Source organism: Pseudonocardia sp. (assembly GCF_025965585.1).
GTDB lineage: Bacteria > Actinomycetota > Actinomycetes > Mycobacteriales > Pseudonocardiaceae > Pseudonocardia.
In genome coordinates this window covers 1-15389 of sequence record NZ_JAOPWR010000078.1, presented here as the reverse complement: position 1 = coordinate 15389, position 15389 = coordinate 1, and the positions used below count along the sequence as shown (strand labels likewise).

At 75.4% G+C, this 15389-nt stretch carries 12 protein-coding genes; 2 read left to right on the top strand and 10 right to left on the bottom strand.

The window, feature by feature from the left end:
* Positions 1-9 precede the first annotated feature (9 nt).
* The gene (locus tag JWR81_RS04990; protein ID WP_297647106.1) at positions 10-840 is read left to right on the top strand and encodes an alpha/beta fold hydrolase; all 831 of its coding nucleotides are present in this window, start codon (positions 10-12) and stop codon (positions 838-840) included.
* A gap of 14 nt (positions 841-854) precedes the next feature.
* On the opposite strand, the gene JWR81_RS04985 is transcribed toward JWR81_RS04990, so the two are convergent.
* The 3 genes from JWR81_RS04985 to JWR81_RS04975 are packed head-to-tail and all read right to left on the bottom strand — an operon-like array spanning position 855 to position 5114.
* On the bottom strand, positions 855-1580 hold the full coding sequence (locus tag JWR81_RS04985) for an SDR family oxidoreductase (protein WP_297647104.1): 726 nt from the start codon (positions 1578-1580) through the stop codon (positions 855-857).
* The gene (locus JWR81_RS04980) at positions 1577-2521 is read right to left on the bottom strand and encodes a DMT family transporter (RefSeq protein WP_297647101.1); all 945 of its coding nucleotides are present in this window, start codon (positions 2519-2521) and stop codon (positions 1577-1579) included. The genes JWR81_RS04985 and JWR81_RS04980 overlap by 4 nt, the downstream gene beginning before the upstream one ends.
* Before the next feature lie 37 nt (positions 2522-2558).
* Entirely contained in the window at positions 2559-5114 is a 2556-nt protein-coding gene (locus tag JWR81_RS04975) for a WS/DGAT domain-containing protein (protein ID WP_297647098.1), read from the bottom strand.
* A 266-nt stretch (positions 5115-5380) separates the two neighbouring features.
* On the opposite strand from JWR81_RS04975, the gene JWR81_RS04970 reads away from it, so the two are divergent.
* Positions 5381-6517, top strand: a complete 1137-nt coding sequence (locus JWR81_RS04970) for a glycosyltransferase (protein ID WP_297647095.1) — start codon at positions 5381-5383, stop codon at positions 6515-6517.
* Between the two features lie 98 nt (positions 6518-6615).
* Here JWR81_RS04970 and JWR81_RS04965 read toward each other — a convergent pair whose 3' ends face one another.
* From JWR81_RS04965 to JWR81_RS04935, 7 genes are all read right to left on the bottom strand, one after another.
* Positions 6616-7269: a VC0807 family protein gene (locus JWR81_RS04965; protein WP_297647092.1), complete on the bottom strand. Its 654-nt coding sequence runs from the start codon at positions 7267-7269 to the stop codon at positions 6616-6618.
* 105 nt (positions 7270-7374) lie between these two features.
* Entirely contained in the window at positions 7375-8379 is a 1005-nt protein-coding gene (gene hpnH, locus JWR81_RS04960; protein WP_297647089.1) for an adenosyl-hopene transferase HpnH, read from the bottom strand.
* Positions 8380-8381: 2 nt separating this feature from the next.
* Positions 8382-9911 carry a 4-hydroxy-3-methylbut-2-enyl diphosphate reductase gene (ispH, locus tag JWR81_RS04955; RefSeq protein WP_297647086.1) on the bottom strand — a complete coding sequence of 510 codons (1530 nt, stop codon included), beginning with the start codon at positions 9909-9911 and terminating at the stop codon, positions 8382-8384.
* Positions 9908-11884 carry a squalene--hopene cyclase gene (gene shc, locus JWR81_RS04950; RefSeq protein ID WP_297647082.1) on the bottom strand — a complete coding sequence of 659 codons (1977 nt, stop codon included), beginning with the start codon at positions 11882-11884 and terminating at the stop codon, positions 9908-9910. Before shc ends, ispH begins: the two co-directional genes overlap by 4 nt.
* A 49-nt stretch (positions 11885-11933) precedes the next feature.
* Complete coding sequence (locus JWR81_RS04945) at positions 11934-12950, bottom strand: polyprenyl synthetase family protein (RefSeq protein WP_297647079.1); 1017 nt, start codon at positions 12948-12950, stop codon at positions 11934-11936.
* The gene (gene hpnE / locus JWR81_RS04940) at positions 12947-14356 is read right to left on the bottom strand and encodes a hydroxysqualene dehydroxylase HpnE (RefSeq protein ID WP_297647076.1); all 1410 of its coding nucleotides are present in this window, start codon (positions 14354-14356) and stop codon (positions 12947-12949) included. Before hpnE ends, JWR81_RS04945 begins: the two co-directional genes overlap by 4 nt.
* Complete coding sequence (locus JWR81_RS04935; RefSeq protein WP_297647187.1) at positions 14353-15243, bottom strand: squalene/phytoene synthase family protein; 891 nt, start codon at positions 15241-15243, stop codon at positions 14353-14355. Before JWR81_RS04935 ends, hpnE begins: the two co-directional genes overlap by 4 nt.
* Between the last annotated feature and the right edge of the window lie 146 nt (positions 15244-15389).

The window sequence follows — 15389 nt, the reverse complement described above, 5'->3', positions numbered from 1 at the left end:
AGGCACCGCATGAGCACTGCCGCCACTGGCACCACCGTCACTGCCACCACCGCCGCCACTGTCACCGCGTCCTTCGGAGGTCGCTCCGGCACCGTCCGCTACCACCGCTGGCGGCCCTCCGGCGCGCCCGTGGCAGCGGTGCTGCTCCTGCACGGGCTCGGCGAGCACGGGGGCCGGTACGCGGACCTGGCGGAGGCGGCCACGGCGGCGGGCATCGAGGTGTGGGCCCCCGACCAGGCCGGTCACGGCCGCAGCGATGGCGAGCGGGGACTCGTCGCGGACGTCGCTGACCTGGTCGCCGACGCCGAGACGATGCTGCGCGCGCTGCGCGGCGCCCGGCCCCGGCTGCCGGTGGTGGTCGCGGGGCACGCCCTCGGTGCCGCCGTCGCCACGCTGCTGGTGGGCGAGGTCCGCGACGGCTCCGACGCCGGGGGCCCGCCCGACGACCCCGCGGCGGACGTCGTCGGCCTGGTGCTGGCCGACTCGTCGCTGACGAGCGCCGCCGGCGTGCAGGCGCTCCCCGATGCGGGCGGCGACCCGCTGGGCTGGACGGGCCCGCTGCGGCCCGAGACGGTCCGCGCGCTCGGTGGCGCGGCCGCGCGCACGAGCCGGCTGGTGTCCGTCGGAGCGCTGGACCACCTGCCGGTACTGCTCCTGCACGCGCAGGACGACGCCGTGGCTCCGGTTGCCACCGCGCAGGCCGTCGCCGCGGTCCTCCCGCGTGGGCGCGTCTGCACCGTCCCGCACGGCGGGCACGACGTCCTCGACCAGGCCGAGGCCTGCGCTGAGCTCGTCCGGTTCGTGACCGCCGTGGCCGCGGTGTCGGCGGCCCGTTCCTGACGCTGCCCCCGGGGTCAGTGCGGGTCGGCGCGCCGGGAGAGGCGGGAGAACAGCGCCGGCGCAGCACCGTGGACGCGGGCGCCCAGGGTCAGCCAGCGGGGCACGAACACCTCGCCCCGGCGCCTGCGCACGCCGTCCAGGAGCGCGACGGCCACGCGGTCGGCGCTGACCGGCCGGGGGAAGCGGCGGTGGTAGGGCTGGTCGCGCCGGGTGAAGTAGGCGGTGGCGACGGCGCCGGGAAGCACGGTGGTGACGCCGATCGGGGCCTCGAGGCGCAGCGCGTCGGCGAAGCCCCGCAGGCCGGCCTTGGTGGCGGAGTACGCGACCTCCTCCGCCACGCCGATCGCGGCGATCGACGCCACGAACACCACGTGCCCGCGCCCGGCCACGAGGGTGGGCAGCAGCGCGCGGGTGAGCTGCACGGGTGCGACGAGGTTCACGGCCATCAGCTCGTCGACCGTGGTCGCGGGGGTCGCCTCGAGCGGGCCCGCGGCACCGAGGCCCGCGGCGTGCACGAGCAGCCGGACGCGGCCGTCGGCGGCGGCGCGCACGGCCTCGACACCGTCGGGGCAGGCGAGGTCTGCGGCCAGCCCGTGCCCCCCGGTGCGCGCGGCGACGGCCGCGAGCCGCGCCTCGTCGCGACCGACGAGCAGGAGGTCCCAGTCGTCGGCCAGCCGATCGGCCACCGCCGCCCCGATGCCCGAGGACGCCCCCGTCACGACGGCCAGCGGCCGGGTCATCCGGGGGCGGTGCGGGGACCGACCGGCACGGAGTCGCCCGCCTCGTCGAGGCGGTGGAGCAGCGTCGTACCCCGGAGGGTGATGAAGGCGATGCCGGCGATCACGAGCACCGCGGCGACGCACTCGCCCGCGAGCGCGGCGGGGGAGGTGTCGAGCTGCTCGCCCAGCCAGCTGACGCCGATCATGACCCCGACGACGGGGTCGACACTCGTGATCACCGCCACGGCGGGGGAGATGAGCCTGCCCTGCTGGAAGGTGTTCTGGCTGAGCAGGAAGCCCATCGGCCCGATGACGCACACGACGTAGAGCGTGGGGTGCAGGAACGGCTCGAGGAGGTCGACGCGGAGCTGGCCGGTGACCACCTTCATCAGCCCGGCCGTGACCCCGTACAGCACGCCGGTGGCCAGCGCGAGGGCCAGCACCCGCGAGGAGTGGTGCACGGTGGCCGCGTACACGAGGCAGGCCACCACCAGGACCACCAGCGAGATCGCGAGCGGCAGGCCGGAGCCGATGTCGATGTGTTCGTCGGTGCCCTGCGACACCGGCCGGGCCAGCAGCAGGAACGCCGACAGGCCCGCGGCGCACATCAGGCCGCCGAGCAGGATGAGCGGATCAGGGCGGCGGCGCGCCATCAGCGCGGAGAACCCCGCGGCGAACGCCACGCCCGTGACCAGTAGGGGCTGCACCACCGCGAGCGGGCCGAACGCGAGGGCGACCAGCTGCATGGCGAGCGCGAGCACCGTGGCCACCAGCCCGATCAGCCACATCGGCCGCGCGAGCAGCTCCACCAGCAGCCGGGGGCTCAGGGTCGGTGTGACCGCGACCTCCTTGGTGGCCCGCTGCTGCGCCGCCGAGGCCAGGCCGAAACCGGCCGCGCCCAGTACCGCCGCGGGCACGGCGATCAGCAGCGAAGCTTCCACGGCCACCCCCCGATACGTCACTCGATCTCGTCGTGCGAAGTCCTACTACACACAGTTCTTACATACGCTCCAACGACGCCTCGAGCCGACCGGGTATTCCCTCGATTCCGTGTACCAGCCCAGGATCTGCGGTGATGCCGACCGTCGTCGTCCGGCCCCAGTGCATGACACCGGCCGAGAGCCCGACGCCGTCGGCGAGCGGCAGCACCGGGTAGACCTCGCGCACCAGCCCGCCCCGGATGTGCAGCGTGCGCCGCGCTCCCGGCATGACCGAGGCCAGCATGTGGAAGAAGCGCCGCCCGTAGACGCGCCGGACCAGGAAGGCCTGCACCCGTCCGGGGAGCAGCCCGAGCAGGCCGAGCACCGCGGCGGCGCCCTCGGGCTCGCCCGTTGCGGCACCGGCCGTCAGCGCGGCGGACACGCGCGCCACCCGTTCGGCCTCGGGCATCGGCCCGATCGGCAGCGCCACCGACACCGCCGCCGTACGGTTGCCGGGCGCGTGGCTGCCCACGCCCGCGCTCGTGCGCGTGGTCATCGGCACCATCGTGCGCAGGTGCGCCGTGCGGTCCGTGACGGCCAGCACGTCGCCCAGCGAGCCGGCCAACACGGCGAGCATCAACGCCGTCGTGCCGACGCCATGGGCGCGGGCGGCGGCCCGGACGCGGGCGCCGTCGAGGCAGACGCCGACCCGGCGGTGGGCGGGTCCCTCGACCCGTCCCGTCAGGGGTGACGGTCCGGCGGTCCCGGCCACGGCGAGCGCGGCCACGCCCCGCACGACCGTCACGGCCCGGTGCAGGTGCTCGCGTGCGCCGCACTCCTGCGCCGCGGCCCGTCCCCGGGCCGGTGGTGGGACCTCGTCGGTGAGCAGGCGGATCAGCGCGTCGGTGACGGCCAGGCCGTCGCCGAGGGCGTGGTGCACCTTGACCAGCAGCGCCACCTCGCCGGCCGCCCGGTCGCGCACGACCTGCAGCTCCCAGCCGGTGTCCACGGGGTCGACCGGGACCGCGAAGAACGCCGTGGTCGCGTCGTCCCAGGTGCCGAGCGCCTCCCCGGGGCCGATCTCGACGACGTCGGGCTGCACGTGGCCCTCGGCGCGGTCGTCCACGGCCCAGCGCAGCGGCCCGCCCGTTCGCGGCCGGGCCAGGCGGCGCTGCAGCAGCCCGATCTGCGGCATCCGGGTGTACACGAGCCCGGTGACGTAGGCGGGCCAGCCCGCCTGCAGGCCCGGGTCCTCGACGAGCACGCGCGCACCGACCTGCTGTGGCACGGTCGGGGTCGCGGCGTAGTGGAACAGGGCGTCCTGCGCGCGGACCCGGGCCCCCCGCTCCCGCGGCGCGCCGGGGTGGTCCTGCGCGGCCGTGCGGTCGAGAGCGGCTGGGCGGTCGAGAGCGGCTGGGCGGGCCGGGGCGGCAGCCGGGGCGAGGAGCTGCGCGAGTCCGGCGACGTCCGCGGCGAAGGCGTCACCGGCGGCCTGACGGGCGCGCAGGCCGTCCACGAGCGTGGCGCGGCGGGCCGGGTCGAGCAGGTCCCCGACCGCCGCTCCCAGCTCGGCGGGCGTGGGGCAGACCGTCGCCAGGCCCTCGCGTTCCAGGACGGCGGCGTTGGCGCGGCCGTGGCCGGGGATCGGGGCGAACAGCAGCAGGGGCCGCGCGCACGCCAGCGCCTCGAGCGCCGTGGCGCCGCCCGCGTTGGTGACGACGGCGTCGGCGTCGCGGGTGGCGGCGGCCGGGTCGTCGACCCAGTCCACGACCCGCATGCGGGCGCCGTGGGGGCGGGGCAGGGCGTCGAGGCGGCGGCGCAGGGCCGGGTCGCGCCCACAGCTGACGAGCACGTCGGCCCCGGCGCTGAGGACCGCGGTGCAGGCGGCCGGCACGTCGCCGAACGCCAGCGACCCGCACGAGACGTACACGAGCGGGCGCTCACGGCCGGCGGTGGCCGCAGGCGGGGTGAACCGCCGGCCGACGGGAGGCGCGGCCACCCGGACAGCCGCCCCCGGGGCAGCGCGCCGCAGGAGGCCGGCGCCGGTCGGGGTGGAGACCAGGTGCAGGTCCAGGGCCGCGTCCGCCCACAGCGGGTGCGGCGCCGGATCAGCGACGAGCGCCACGGCCGGCACGGCCAGCCGTCCGCGGCGGCGGAGCCGGGCCAGGCCGGTGATGCCCTCGGGGAACGTGGCGACGACGAGGTCGGGGTCGTGGGCGGCCAGCGCCGGCGCGAGGCCGCGAGCGCTCCAGACCCCGATGACGGCCCGGGTCCCGGCGCGGAACGGGCGCACGTGCCACAGCAGCCGGAAGTAGAGCTCGTAGAGCCAGGGCAGGTACCGCACGCAGCCGGCGTAGATCGCTCTGAAGACCGGTCCCGTGCGGCGGCCCATGTGGTCGAGGGTCTCGGTCCAGGTCACCTCGACCCCCGGCCACACGGAGCGCGCCCGCTCCTCCACGGCGCGGGCGGCGGCGTGGTGGCCCTCGCCCATGCTGCCGGTGACCAGCAGCAGCCGGCGCGGAGCGGGATCGGGCCGGGGGACCGGACCGCCGTCCCGGACGGCCACGGTCTGCGGGAGAACGATCGGGGTCGGGCCGGTGGGGGGCGGCGTACGGGTGTCGCTGGAGATGCTCATGCCCGGGTCCTTGCTGGTCGTCGAGCACCCGCTCGGCCCGTCGGCGCCGAGGGTGCGGTGGTTCGTGCGGGGAGCCGGCCCGGGGTGCGCCCGCCGGCGGTGCGGGGCCCAGGTCGCCGTGGAGCGGTGGGAGCATCCCAGGAGAGGGCGGCCACGGCCCGGTCATCCGGGCCGTGGTCACCGGTTCGAGGCACGGACGGCCCGATCCCGCCGGGGCCGCGGCGAGCCGGTGATCGTCGCATCGTCGCGGGCGCTAGCGTGCGCGCGTGGATGGTCGTGACGCCGCCGGGCCGGCCCGGGTGCTGGTGCTCTCGGCCCCGGTGGGTGAGGGGCACGTCGCCGCGGCGCGGGTGCTGGCGGCCCGGATGCGGGCGCTGTGGCCGGCCGTGCAGGTGCACGAGGTGGAGGGCACCGGGCGCGGCGGACCGCGGCGCGACCGCCTGCTGCGGGCCTCCTACGCCGCCACGATGCGCGTCGCCCCGCGGCTGTACGGCCTGGGCTACGACCTGCTGGTGGCGTTCCCGCGGGTGGCGGCGTTCTTCAAGGGCGTCGCCGCGGCCCGGCTCGGCCGCGCCCTGGCCCCGCTGGTGGCCGCCGACCGGCCCGACCTGGTCGTCTCGACCTACCCGTTGACGTCCGGCGGGCTCGCCTGGCTGCGCCGTCGCGGCCGCCTGCCGGGGCGCACCGTCGCCGTCGTGACCGACGTGGCCGTGCACCCGTTCTGGGTGTGGCCGGACGTCGACGAGACCTGGACGCTGCTGCCGGCGTCCCGCGACCAGGCGCGGGCGATCGCCCCGGCCGCCGATGTACGGGTGGCGGCCGCGGCCGTCGACCCGCGGTTCCGTCCCGGTGACAGGGCCGCCGCGCGTGCCGCCACCGGGGCGCGCGAGGACGCGCTGGTCGTGCTCGTCACGGGCGGGTCGCTGGGGTTCGGCGGGCTCGACACGGTGGTGGCCGCGGTGCTGGCCGCCGGTACGGGCGTGCAGGCCGTGGTCCTCGCCGGCCGCAACGAGCGGCTGCGGGAGCGGCTCCTGGCCCGCGGGCTGCCGCCGGAGCGGCTGGTGGTGCACGGCTGGACCGACCGCGTGCCCGAGCTCGTCACCGCCGCCGACGTCGTGCTGACCACCGCGGGCGGCATGATCGCCACCGAGGCGCTGGCCGCAGGGCGTCCGGTGCTGTTCGCCACCCCGATCCCCGGCCACGGCCGGGCGGGGGCGGAGATGACGGCGGAGGCGGGCCTCGCGCTCGTCTGCCCGCGGCCGTGGGACGTGACGGCCACGGTGCGCCGGCTGCGCGACACGCCCGGTGAGCTCGAGAGGCTGGCCGCACGGGCCGAGGAGTTCGCCCGTCCCGACCTGGACGACGCGCTGCGCGCCCTCGCCGCACGCGCACCCCGGGGCTGATCGAGCCGGGGCGACCACGACCGCCGGTCCGGCGCATTCCCTGCCACGAGCGGCCGCACGCGCACCGAGACGGTGATCACGGACGTCGAGCGGGGGCCTCAGGCGGGGCTGGCGCCCATCCGCAGCTGGATGCCCTGCCCGGCCAGCGAGCGGTGGAACCACACCAGCGATGCCGCGATGGCCAGCGCCACCACCGAGTACGAGCCGGCCGTGGAGACCATCAGGTAGTTCCCGACGGTCTGCGTGGCCAGCACGATCAGCGTGGTGACGCCGTTGACGAGGAAGACCATCGCCCACAGCAGCGACACGCGCTTGAAGAACCGCTTCATCTGCGGGTGCCCGGTGAGCGACTCCGGGAACGCGCAGAAGTCGTCCGCGAGCTTGGCCAGCAGCGGCCGGTCCAGGCCCAGGGTGAGGAGCAGCGCGGCCGCGAACACGAAGTTCTGCACCGTGGGCTGCAGGAAGTACAGGAACGCGCTGCCGGTGAACAGGCCCACGACGGTCCGGACGAGCAGCAGCAGCGTGCTGATGACCAGGATGGCCGGCACCGGCTTGCGCATCACCAGCCGCCTGCCGATGGCCAGCCCCGACCAGCTCAGCGCCGCGATCAGCCCGGCGTCGAACCCGATCTGGGTGAACAGCACCCAGAACAGGCCCAGCGGGATGAGCGTGGATTCCAGCAACGGACGCCCGGCGTGCCGCAGCAACGACCCGATCGATGGGAGGTGGATCGTGGTGCGGTGCCTCAGCATGCGTAGGGGCTGCCTCTCCGGTCGCCTTCGGGGTGGAGGCACTGTATCGGGCTGTGTAACGCGGAGATAACGGGCCCAACGTCCGGAACATGCGGGTCGTTCGGCTCAGCTCCCCACCGCTGCGCGCAACGACTCGCGCAGTGAGCCCATCGTCGCGAACACCGCCGAGGGCTCGTAACCGCAGTGTGCCATGCAGTTCTCGCACCGTGGGTCGTTCCCGCGGCCGAATGCATTCCAATCGGTGTCCTCGATGAGCTCCTTGTAGGTCTGCACGTAGCCGTCGTCGAGCAGGTAGCAGGGCCGCTGCCAGCCCAGCAGCGAGTACGACGGGATGGCCCACGCGGTGCAGGCGAGGTCGACCTTGCCCTCGAGGAAGTCGAGGAAGACGGGCGAGTGGTTGAGCCGCCACTTCTTGCGCCGCCCGCCGTCGAACGCCTTGCGGAAAAGCTCGCGGGTCTGCTCGACGCCCAGCCAGTGCTCCTGGTCGGGGGCCTTCTCGTAGGCGTACCCGGGCGAGATCTGCATGTTGTCGACGCCGAGGTCGTCGTTGAGATAGTCGAGGACGTCGATGACGTCCTGTGGGGTGTCGGTGTCGAAGAACGTGGTGTTGGTGTTGACCCGGAATCCCGCCGTCTGCGCCTGCTTGATCGCGGCGACGGCCTGGTCGAACACGCCGTCCTTGCAGACGGACTGGTCGTGGCGCTCGCGCAGGCCGTCGATGTGCACCATCCACGCGAAGTTCTTGTGCGGGGTGAAGCGGTGCAGGTGCTTGGGCAACAGCACCGCGTTGGTGCACAGGAAGACGATCTTGCCGAGGTCCAGCAGGCGCTGGACGATGACGTCGATCTCCTTGTGCATGAGCGGCTCGCCGCCCGCGATGGAGACCATCGGCGCGCCGCTCTCGACGATGGCGTTCACGGCCTGCTCGACAGGCATCCGCTGCTTGAGCAGCGACGCGGGCTGCTCGATCTTGCCGCAGCCCGCGCACTTGAGGTTGCAGGCGAACAGCGGCTCGAGCTCGACGAGCAGCGGGAACTTGTCGACCCGCTTGATCTTCTGCTTCATCAGGTACGCGCCGAGACGGATGGACTGCCGCATGGGCATCGCCATGGCTAGCTCACTTCCTTGGGGAGGGTGAAGCGGATGTCCTCGGTGTCGGTGGTCGTCGTCGTGACCGTCACCGGGCCGAGGCCGGACAGGGTGGTCACCAGGTCGTCGACCAGGTGGCCGGGTGCGGATGCCCCGGCGCTCACCCCGACGCGGCGGGCGTCGGCGAGCCACCGCAGGTCGAGCTCCCCGGCGTCGTCGACGAGGTGGGCGGGGACGCCGCCGCGGGAGGCGACCTCGGCCAGCCGGACGGAGTTCGAGGAGTTGGGCGAGCCGACCACGAGCACCAGGTCGGCGTCGGCGGCCACCGCGCGGACGGCGCGCTGGCGGTTGGTGGTGGCGTAGCAGATGTCGTCGCGGCGCGGGGCGTTCACGGCGGGGAAGCGGCCGCGCAGCACGGCGGCGATCTCCTCGGCCTCGTCGACGGCGAGCGTGGTCTGCATGGCGTAGGCGACGCGGTCGGGGTCGCGGACGATGACGGTGGCCGCGGCCTCGGCGCTGTCGACGACGACGACCTCGCCCGAGATGTCGTCTCTCGCGGCCTCGCCGACCGTGCCCTCGACCTCCTCGTGGTCGGCGTGCCCGATGAGGAACACGGTGTCGCCGCGGCCCACGCGCCGCCTGACCTCGGTGTGCACCTTGGCCACGAGCGGGCAGGTCGCGTCGATCACCGACAGGCCGCGCGCGTCGGCCTCCGCGCGCACCGCGGGGGAGACGCCGTGCGCGGCCAGGACCGTGACCGAGCCGTGCGGGATCTCGTCCACCTCCTGCACGAACACCGCCCCGCGGCGTGTGAGCCCGCGCACGACGTGCGCGTTGTGCACGATCTGGCGCCGTACGTAGACGGGTGCGCCGTAGCGGTCCAGGGCGCGGTCGACGATCTCGATGGCCCGTTCCACCCCGGCGCAGAACGACCGCGGCTCGGCGAGGGCCACGGTGCGCGGGCCGGTGGCGGCGATCCAGTCGAGCAGCGCGGGCGCGGCGCGGCGCAGGCTGTGCAGCGCCGCGAGCCCGCGCACGGGTGTGCCGGGCCGGACCAGCGGGGCGTCGGGGCTGTCGACGACCGCGCGGACCACGGCGAACGGCCCGCCCGCCGCCGCGTCCGCCAGCCAGGCGGACTCCGTGTCCACCGCGAGCGCCCCGGTCGCGGCGAGGGCGGTGCGACCGGCACCGTCGACGACGACGGGGGAGGAGACGATCGGCCCCACGTGGACCCGCAGCCCCAGCCGGCGCAGCGCGGCGGCCAGCGGCCGGGCGGTGGGCACCGGGACGGCCTTCCTCCCCTCGCGGCGCACCTCGTCGGCGACCACGAGGTGACCGGCGTCGATCCCGGGCGCGAGGGCCCCGGCGACCCCCACCACGAGGACGGGCCGCGGGCCCTCCGACCCGAGCTCGGCGGCCGCGATGGCGGAGCGGTCCGGACCCATGCCCGTGTGCCGGACGAGGACCGGGGAGAGCGAGCGCCGCACGGCTGCCCACTCGAGCCCGAGCGGCGCGCAGACGACGGCCGCTCCGAGCGGCCCGGGTGGGCTCATCGTGCGGCCCCGGTGTTCTCGGTGAATGCGGTGTTCTCGGCGAATGCGGTGTTCTCGGTGAGCTCGGCGGGCGCGTGGCCAGCGGCGTGGCCCAGGTAGCGGCCGAGGGCGGAGATCGGGAAGACCATCCGGTAGAGTTGGTAGTTGATGTAGAACGCCCCGGGGAAACCGGTGCCGGTGTAGAAGTCCTCCTCCCACGAGCCGTCGGCGCACTGGGTGTCGACGAGGAACCGCACGCCGCGCTCGACGGCGTCGGACCGCTCGCCCGCGGCCAGCAGCGCGAGCAGCGCCCACGCCGTCTGGGACGCGGTGGAGGCGCCCCGGCCGATCCAGTCAGGGTCGGTGTAGGAGCGGAGGTCCTCGCCCCACCCGCCGTCGGGGTTCTGGTGGCGCTCCAGCCACGCCACGGCCCGGCGGATCGTCGCCGCGCGCGGCGACACCCCGGCCGCCACGAGCGCGGGCACCACGCCGCCCGTGCCGTAGACGTGGTTGGCGCCCCAGCGGCCGAACCACGAGCCGTCGGCCTCCTGCGCGTCGAGCAACCAGGCGACGCCGCGCCGGCAGGCCTCCGAGCCGGTGCGGCCCTCGGCGGCGAGCATCTCCACGACGTGCGCGGTGACGTCGGCGGACGGCGGGTCGATCACGGCGCCGAAGTCGCAGAACGGCAGCTTGGTGACGAGTAGGCGGGTGTTGTCGGCGTCGAACGCGCCCCAGCCGCCGTCGCGGCTCTGCATACCGATGTTCCAGGCGACGCCGCGGTCGACGGCGCCACGCAGCCGGTCGGGGTCGGGGTGGGCGACGCGACGCAGCGCGAGCACGACCTCGGCGGTGTCGTCGATGTCGGGGTAGCCGTCGTTGTCGAACTCGAACGCCCAGCCGCCGGGCGCGAGGTCGGGGCGCCGGACCGACCAGTCGCCCGTCACGGTGATCTCCTCGTCGAGCATCCAGTCGGCGGCGCGCAGCACGTCCGGGTCGTCGGGGGCGGCGCCGGCGTCGAGCAGGGCGGTGACGGCCAGGCAGGTGTCCCAGACCGGCGACTGGCAGGCCTCCAGCCGGCGGACGGTGCCGCCGGGGGTCTCCTCGCGGACGAGGAAGCGGTCGAGCCCCTCGATACCGGCGCGGACGGCCGGGTGGTCCATCGGGTAGCCGAGCAGGTGCAGCGCGAGCAGCGAGTACACCCAGGGCGGCTGGATGCCGCCCCACGAGCCGTCAGCCTCCTGGCGGGCCAGGATCCACTCGGCGGCGCGGCGCATCGCCAGCCTGCGCACCGCCCGCAGCGGCCGTCGGGAGTAGCGGTGCAGCACGACGTCGAGCCGCTCGAACGCGCCGGCCCAGCTCAGCAGCGGGGCCCGCCGCGGTGCCGGGCAGCCCGAGCGCAGCTCGTCGATCCCGAAGGACAGCGGGCAGGCGGGGCGCAGCGTGGCCACCACCGTCAGCGGGACGACGGTCTGCCGCGCCCAGCAGGCCCAGTCGTAGACGTTGAGGGGGAACCAGCGGGGCAGGAACACCAGCTCCGGAGGCATGTCGGGCAGGTCGTCCCACGACCACAGGCCGAACAGGGCGAGCCAGATCCGGGTGAACACCCGGCTCTTCTCGACCCCGCCCCAGGCCCGGACGAACGTCTGTGCGCGCCGCATGTGCTCGGCGTCGGGCTCGTCGCCCGCGAGCCGAAGGGCGACCCACGCCTCGATCGTCGTGGACAGGTCGCCGGGGCCGCCGTGGAAGGCGGCCCAGGTGCCGTCGGGGCGTTGCCGGGAGCGGATCCAGCGGGCGGCCTCGGCCGTCTCCTGCTCGGTGCGGATGCCGAGGAACTCCCGCAGCAGCAGGTCCTCGACGTCCATGGTCACGTTGGTCGCGAGCTCGCCCTTCCACCAGCCCGCTGGGTCCTGCTGCGAGCGGAGGAACCCGACGGCGGCGTCGAGGGCGTCCTGGGGGGTGGTGGTGGACTCCGTGTCGGGGACGGTGAGGGTCATGGAGAACTCCTGTTCTTGCGAGAACTCTCGGTCGGCCTGGAACTCCGGCCTAGAACTCCCTGTCGGCGAGGTGGCGCCCCAGCGCGACCAGCTCGGCTCGGGTCGTGTCGGGCATCTCGGCGCCGGCCAGCGCCTTCTCCGCCAGCGCGAGGCGCCTGCGGGCCTCGGCGGCGGCCCAGCCGCGGCCACCACCGTCGGCGACCAGCGCGGCGGCGCGGTGCAGCTCGGGCTCGGTGGACTCGTCGGTGCCGGCGAGCCAGTCCGCGAGCTCCCGGCCCGCGGCGCCGCCGTGGTGCAGCGCGTAGGTCACCGGCAGCGACTTCTTCCGCGAGCGCAGGTCCGACAGCACCGGCTTGCCCGTGACGGCGGGGTCGCCCCAGATCCCGAGCAGGTCGTCCACCAGCTGGAACGCCGCGCCCAGCTCGAGCCCGAACGTGGCGAGCGCCGCCGTGACGGGAGCGGGCGCCCCGGCCAGGACGGACCCGATCGACGCGCTGGTGGCCAGCAACGACCCGGTCTTGCCCGCGGCCATCGCCAGGCACTCCTCGACACCGACGTCGCTGCGCCCCTCGAACTCCACGTCCTCGGCCTGGCCGCGCACGAGCTCGCGGACCGTCACCGACAACAGGTGGGTGGCCACGGCCGCGTACGGCGAGTCCGCCTCCAGCAGCACCTCGACGGCGACGGCCAGCATCGCGTCGCCCGCGAGGATCGCCGCGGGCGCACCCCAGCGGGCCCAGACGGTGGGTCGGTGGCGGCGCTCGGTGTCGCCGTCCATGAGGTCGTCGTGCAGCAGCGAGAAGTTGTGGACGAGCTCGACGGCGACCGCGCCGGGTAGCCCCGTCCCGGCGGGTGCCCCCGCGGCCTCCGCGGACAGCAGGGCGAGCGCGGGCCGGACGGCCTTGCCCGCGCCTTTGCCGGGCGATCCGTCCAGCTCGGTCCATCCCAGGTGGTAGGAGGACTGCTCGCGGCTCGCCCGGTCGAGCCGGTCGACGGCCTCCTGGAGAGCGGGTGTGACGAGGTCGCGGCAGCGCGCGAGAGTCGCCGGGATGTCCGGGGCGCTCATGCCGCACCTCGCACGGTGGTGCGCGGAGAACGTCGCCCCGGGCTCGTCATCCGGGTACGGGCGGCGGAGCCGCACAGGACGTCGGCCGCGGCCTCCCCGCTGCGCACGGCCCCCTCCATCGTCGCGGGCCAGCCGGTGGCGGTCCACGCCCCCGCGACAGCGAGACCGGGCAGTGCCGTCCGGGCCGGGGGGCGCAGGGCCGCGGTGCCCGGGGCGGGACGGAAGGTGGCGTGCGGCTCGCGCGTCACGAAGAACTCCAGGACCTCCGCGTCCCGCGCGGCGGGCAGCAGCGCCACGAGCGCGGGCAGCATCCGCTCGCGCAGGACGGCCACCGGCTCGCCGATCACGTCGTCGGCGGCCGAGAGCGACACCGCCAGGTACTGGGCGGGCGCGGGGTGGACGCGGTGCAGCCCGGACTGGCCGGTGCGGTCGAACACCCACTGCACCGGGGTGTCGATCCCCGCGGCGAACGGGGTGTTCAGCACGGTGCGGTCGTAGACCACGTGCACGTTGACGATGGGTGAGCTGCCCAGGCCCTCGACCCAGCCCGGGGGCAGGTCGAGTGCCCCGTCGGGCAGCAGCGTGTGCGCCGCCGGCGGCGGCACGGCGCAGATGACCCCGTCCATCACGAGCTCCTCCTCCTCGACCTCGATCTGCCAGCCCTGGTCGGCCGGGTGCAGGCTGCGGACCTTCGTGGACGTGCGCACCGCGACGCCGGCCTCCCGCAGCGCGCGCCGTGCCGCCTCGTCGTGCAGGCGCCCCAGCGGCACCCGCGCCCAGCCGATGTCGCCGGCCGCCGCGTCGGTGAGCAGTCCGAGCTGGAAGACGGTTGCGGCCAGCGCCAGCGACGCACCGCGGGCGCGCTCGTTGAGCGTCGCGATCCCGACCAGGTCCCACAGCGTGTCGACGGCGCGCGGGCTCTGGCCGTGGGCGCCGAGCCAGGCGCCGAAGCTCTGCGCGTCGGTGGCCGGGTCGGCGGCGTCCACACCGCGCAGGGCCAGGGCGGCCACACCCAGCCTCAGCCGGTCGCGCAGCGGCAGCGGCCGGTGGCCCAGCAGCGCAGCGCCCATGTGCAGCGGCGCGGGCAGCCCGGTGCGGCGCAGCCGTCCGGGTCGCGCGCCCGGGCCGTGGACCGGGATGTCGAGGCGGTCCTGCAGCGTCACGAGATCGGCGACGCCCAGCCGGTCCAGCAGCCCGCGGTAGGCGCTGCAGCAGCGCAGGAACACGTGCTGGCCGGTGTCGACGTCGAGCACTCCGTCGCCGGCGGCGCGCCGGAACGACCCCGCCACCCCGCCGAGGCGCGACCGCCCCTCGAACAGCGTCACCTCGGCCCCCGCGTCGGCGCAGCGCAGGGCCGCGGTGATGCCGGCGAGCCCGCCTCCGACCACGCCGATCCGTGTTCTCACGCGCGACCGGCCAGCGACCGCGCCGCGACGCCCAGCTTCTGCGCCCCGCTGAGCGAGCGGCGCCGGCTGTAGACCGATGGCGGGTCGGCGGCGATATCGTCCTGCAGCCGGCGGTAGATGCCCGCCATGGCCGTGGCGCAGGCGGCGCTGCGGCGGTCCAGCAGCGGGACGAGCCGCAGCCCGTCGGCGTACCAGCCGCGGGCCCGCTGGGCGCTGAACGTGATCAGCTCGGCGAGCCCGCCGGTCTTGTCCACCAGCACCCCGTGCTCGTCGAGCACGAGCTCGGCACCGAACCGGTCGAGGTCCTCGCGGGGCAGGTAGACCCGGCCGTTGGTCAGGTCCTCGCGGATGTCGCGCAGGATGTTGGTCTGCTGCAGTGCGATCCCCAACTGGTCGGCGTAGAGCGACGCGTCAGGGTGCGGCGTGGAGCCGAAGATGCCCAGGCACAGCCGCCCGACCGCACCCGCGACGCAGCGGCAGTAGCCGACCATGTCGTCGAACGTGGCGTAGTACGGGCTGCTCGTGTCGGGGCGGGCGTCCATCGTGACGTCGGCTTCCACCCCGTCGACGAGCTCGTCGAACGCCCCCATCGGGATCGGGAAGCGGCGCGCCGCGTCGTGGACGGCGAGCACCACCGGGTCGGAGCCGTCGGCCGCGCTGCGCAGCGACGTCCGCACCTCGGTGAGCGCGATGGCCTTGTCCGAGGTGGGCAGGTCACCGTCGCCGATGTCGTCGATGCGCCGGGCCAGCGCGTACACGGCGCAGAGCGCCGAGCGCTTGGCGGGGGGCAGCAGCCGGATGCCCCAGTAGAAGTTGCGGGCCTCGGTGCGGGTGATCGTCTCGCAGGCGGTGTAGGCCTCGCCCAGCGTGGTCCCTGCAATGGTCATGGGGTTGCGCTCCCGTCGCGGTAGGGGTGCCGGCGCGAGTCCCCGCACCAGGTGCCGGGCCACGTCGCGCTTGCGGGCGGACGGCGAGCCGGTGAGGACGTCGCCGCCGCTGCGGCGCAGCGCGTCGGCCGCGGCCCGGCCGCCGG

What these genes read in the sequence shown, in the direction of transcription:
- JWR81_RS04990 (WP_297647106.1), top strand. Translation starts at nt 10, where the DNA reads ATGAGCACTGCCGCCACTGGCACCACCGTCACTGCCACCACCGCCGCC.
- JWR81_RS04985 (WP_297647104.1), bottom strand. Translation starts at nt 1,580, where the DNA reads ATGACCCGGCCGCTGGCCGTCGTGACGGGGGCGTCCTCGGGCATCGGG.
- JWR81_RS04975 (WP_297647098.1), bottom strand. Translation starts at nt 5,114, where the DNA reads ATGAGCATCTCCAGCGACACCCGTACGCCGCCCCCCACCGGCCCGACC.
- JWR81_RS04965 (WP_297647092.1), bottom strand. Translation starts at nt 7,269, where the DNA reads ATGCTGAGGCACCGCACCACGATCCACCTCCCATCGATCGGGTCGTTG.
- hpnH (WP_297647089.1), bottom strand. Translation starts at nt 8,379, where the DNA reads ATGGCGATGCCCATGCGGCAGTCCATCCGTCTCGGCGCGTACCTGATG.
- ispH (WP_297647086.1), bottom strand. Translation starts at nt 9,911, where the DNA reads ATGAGCCCACCCGGGCCGCTCGGAGCGGCCGTCGTCTGCGCGCCGCTC.
- shc (WP_297647082.1), bottom strand. Translation starts at nt 11,884, where the DNA reads ATGACCCTCACCGTCCCCGACACGGAGTCCACCACCACCCCCCAGGAC.
- JWR81_RS04945 (WP_297647079.1), bottom strand. Translation starts at nt 12,950, where the DNA reads ATGAGCGCCCCGGACATCCCGGCGACTCTCGCGCGCTGCCGCGACCTC.
- JWR81_RS04935 (WP_297647187.1), bottom strand. Translation starts at nt 15,243, where the DNA reads ATGACCATTGCAGGGACCACGCTGGGCGAGGCCTACACCGCCTGCGAG.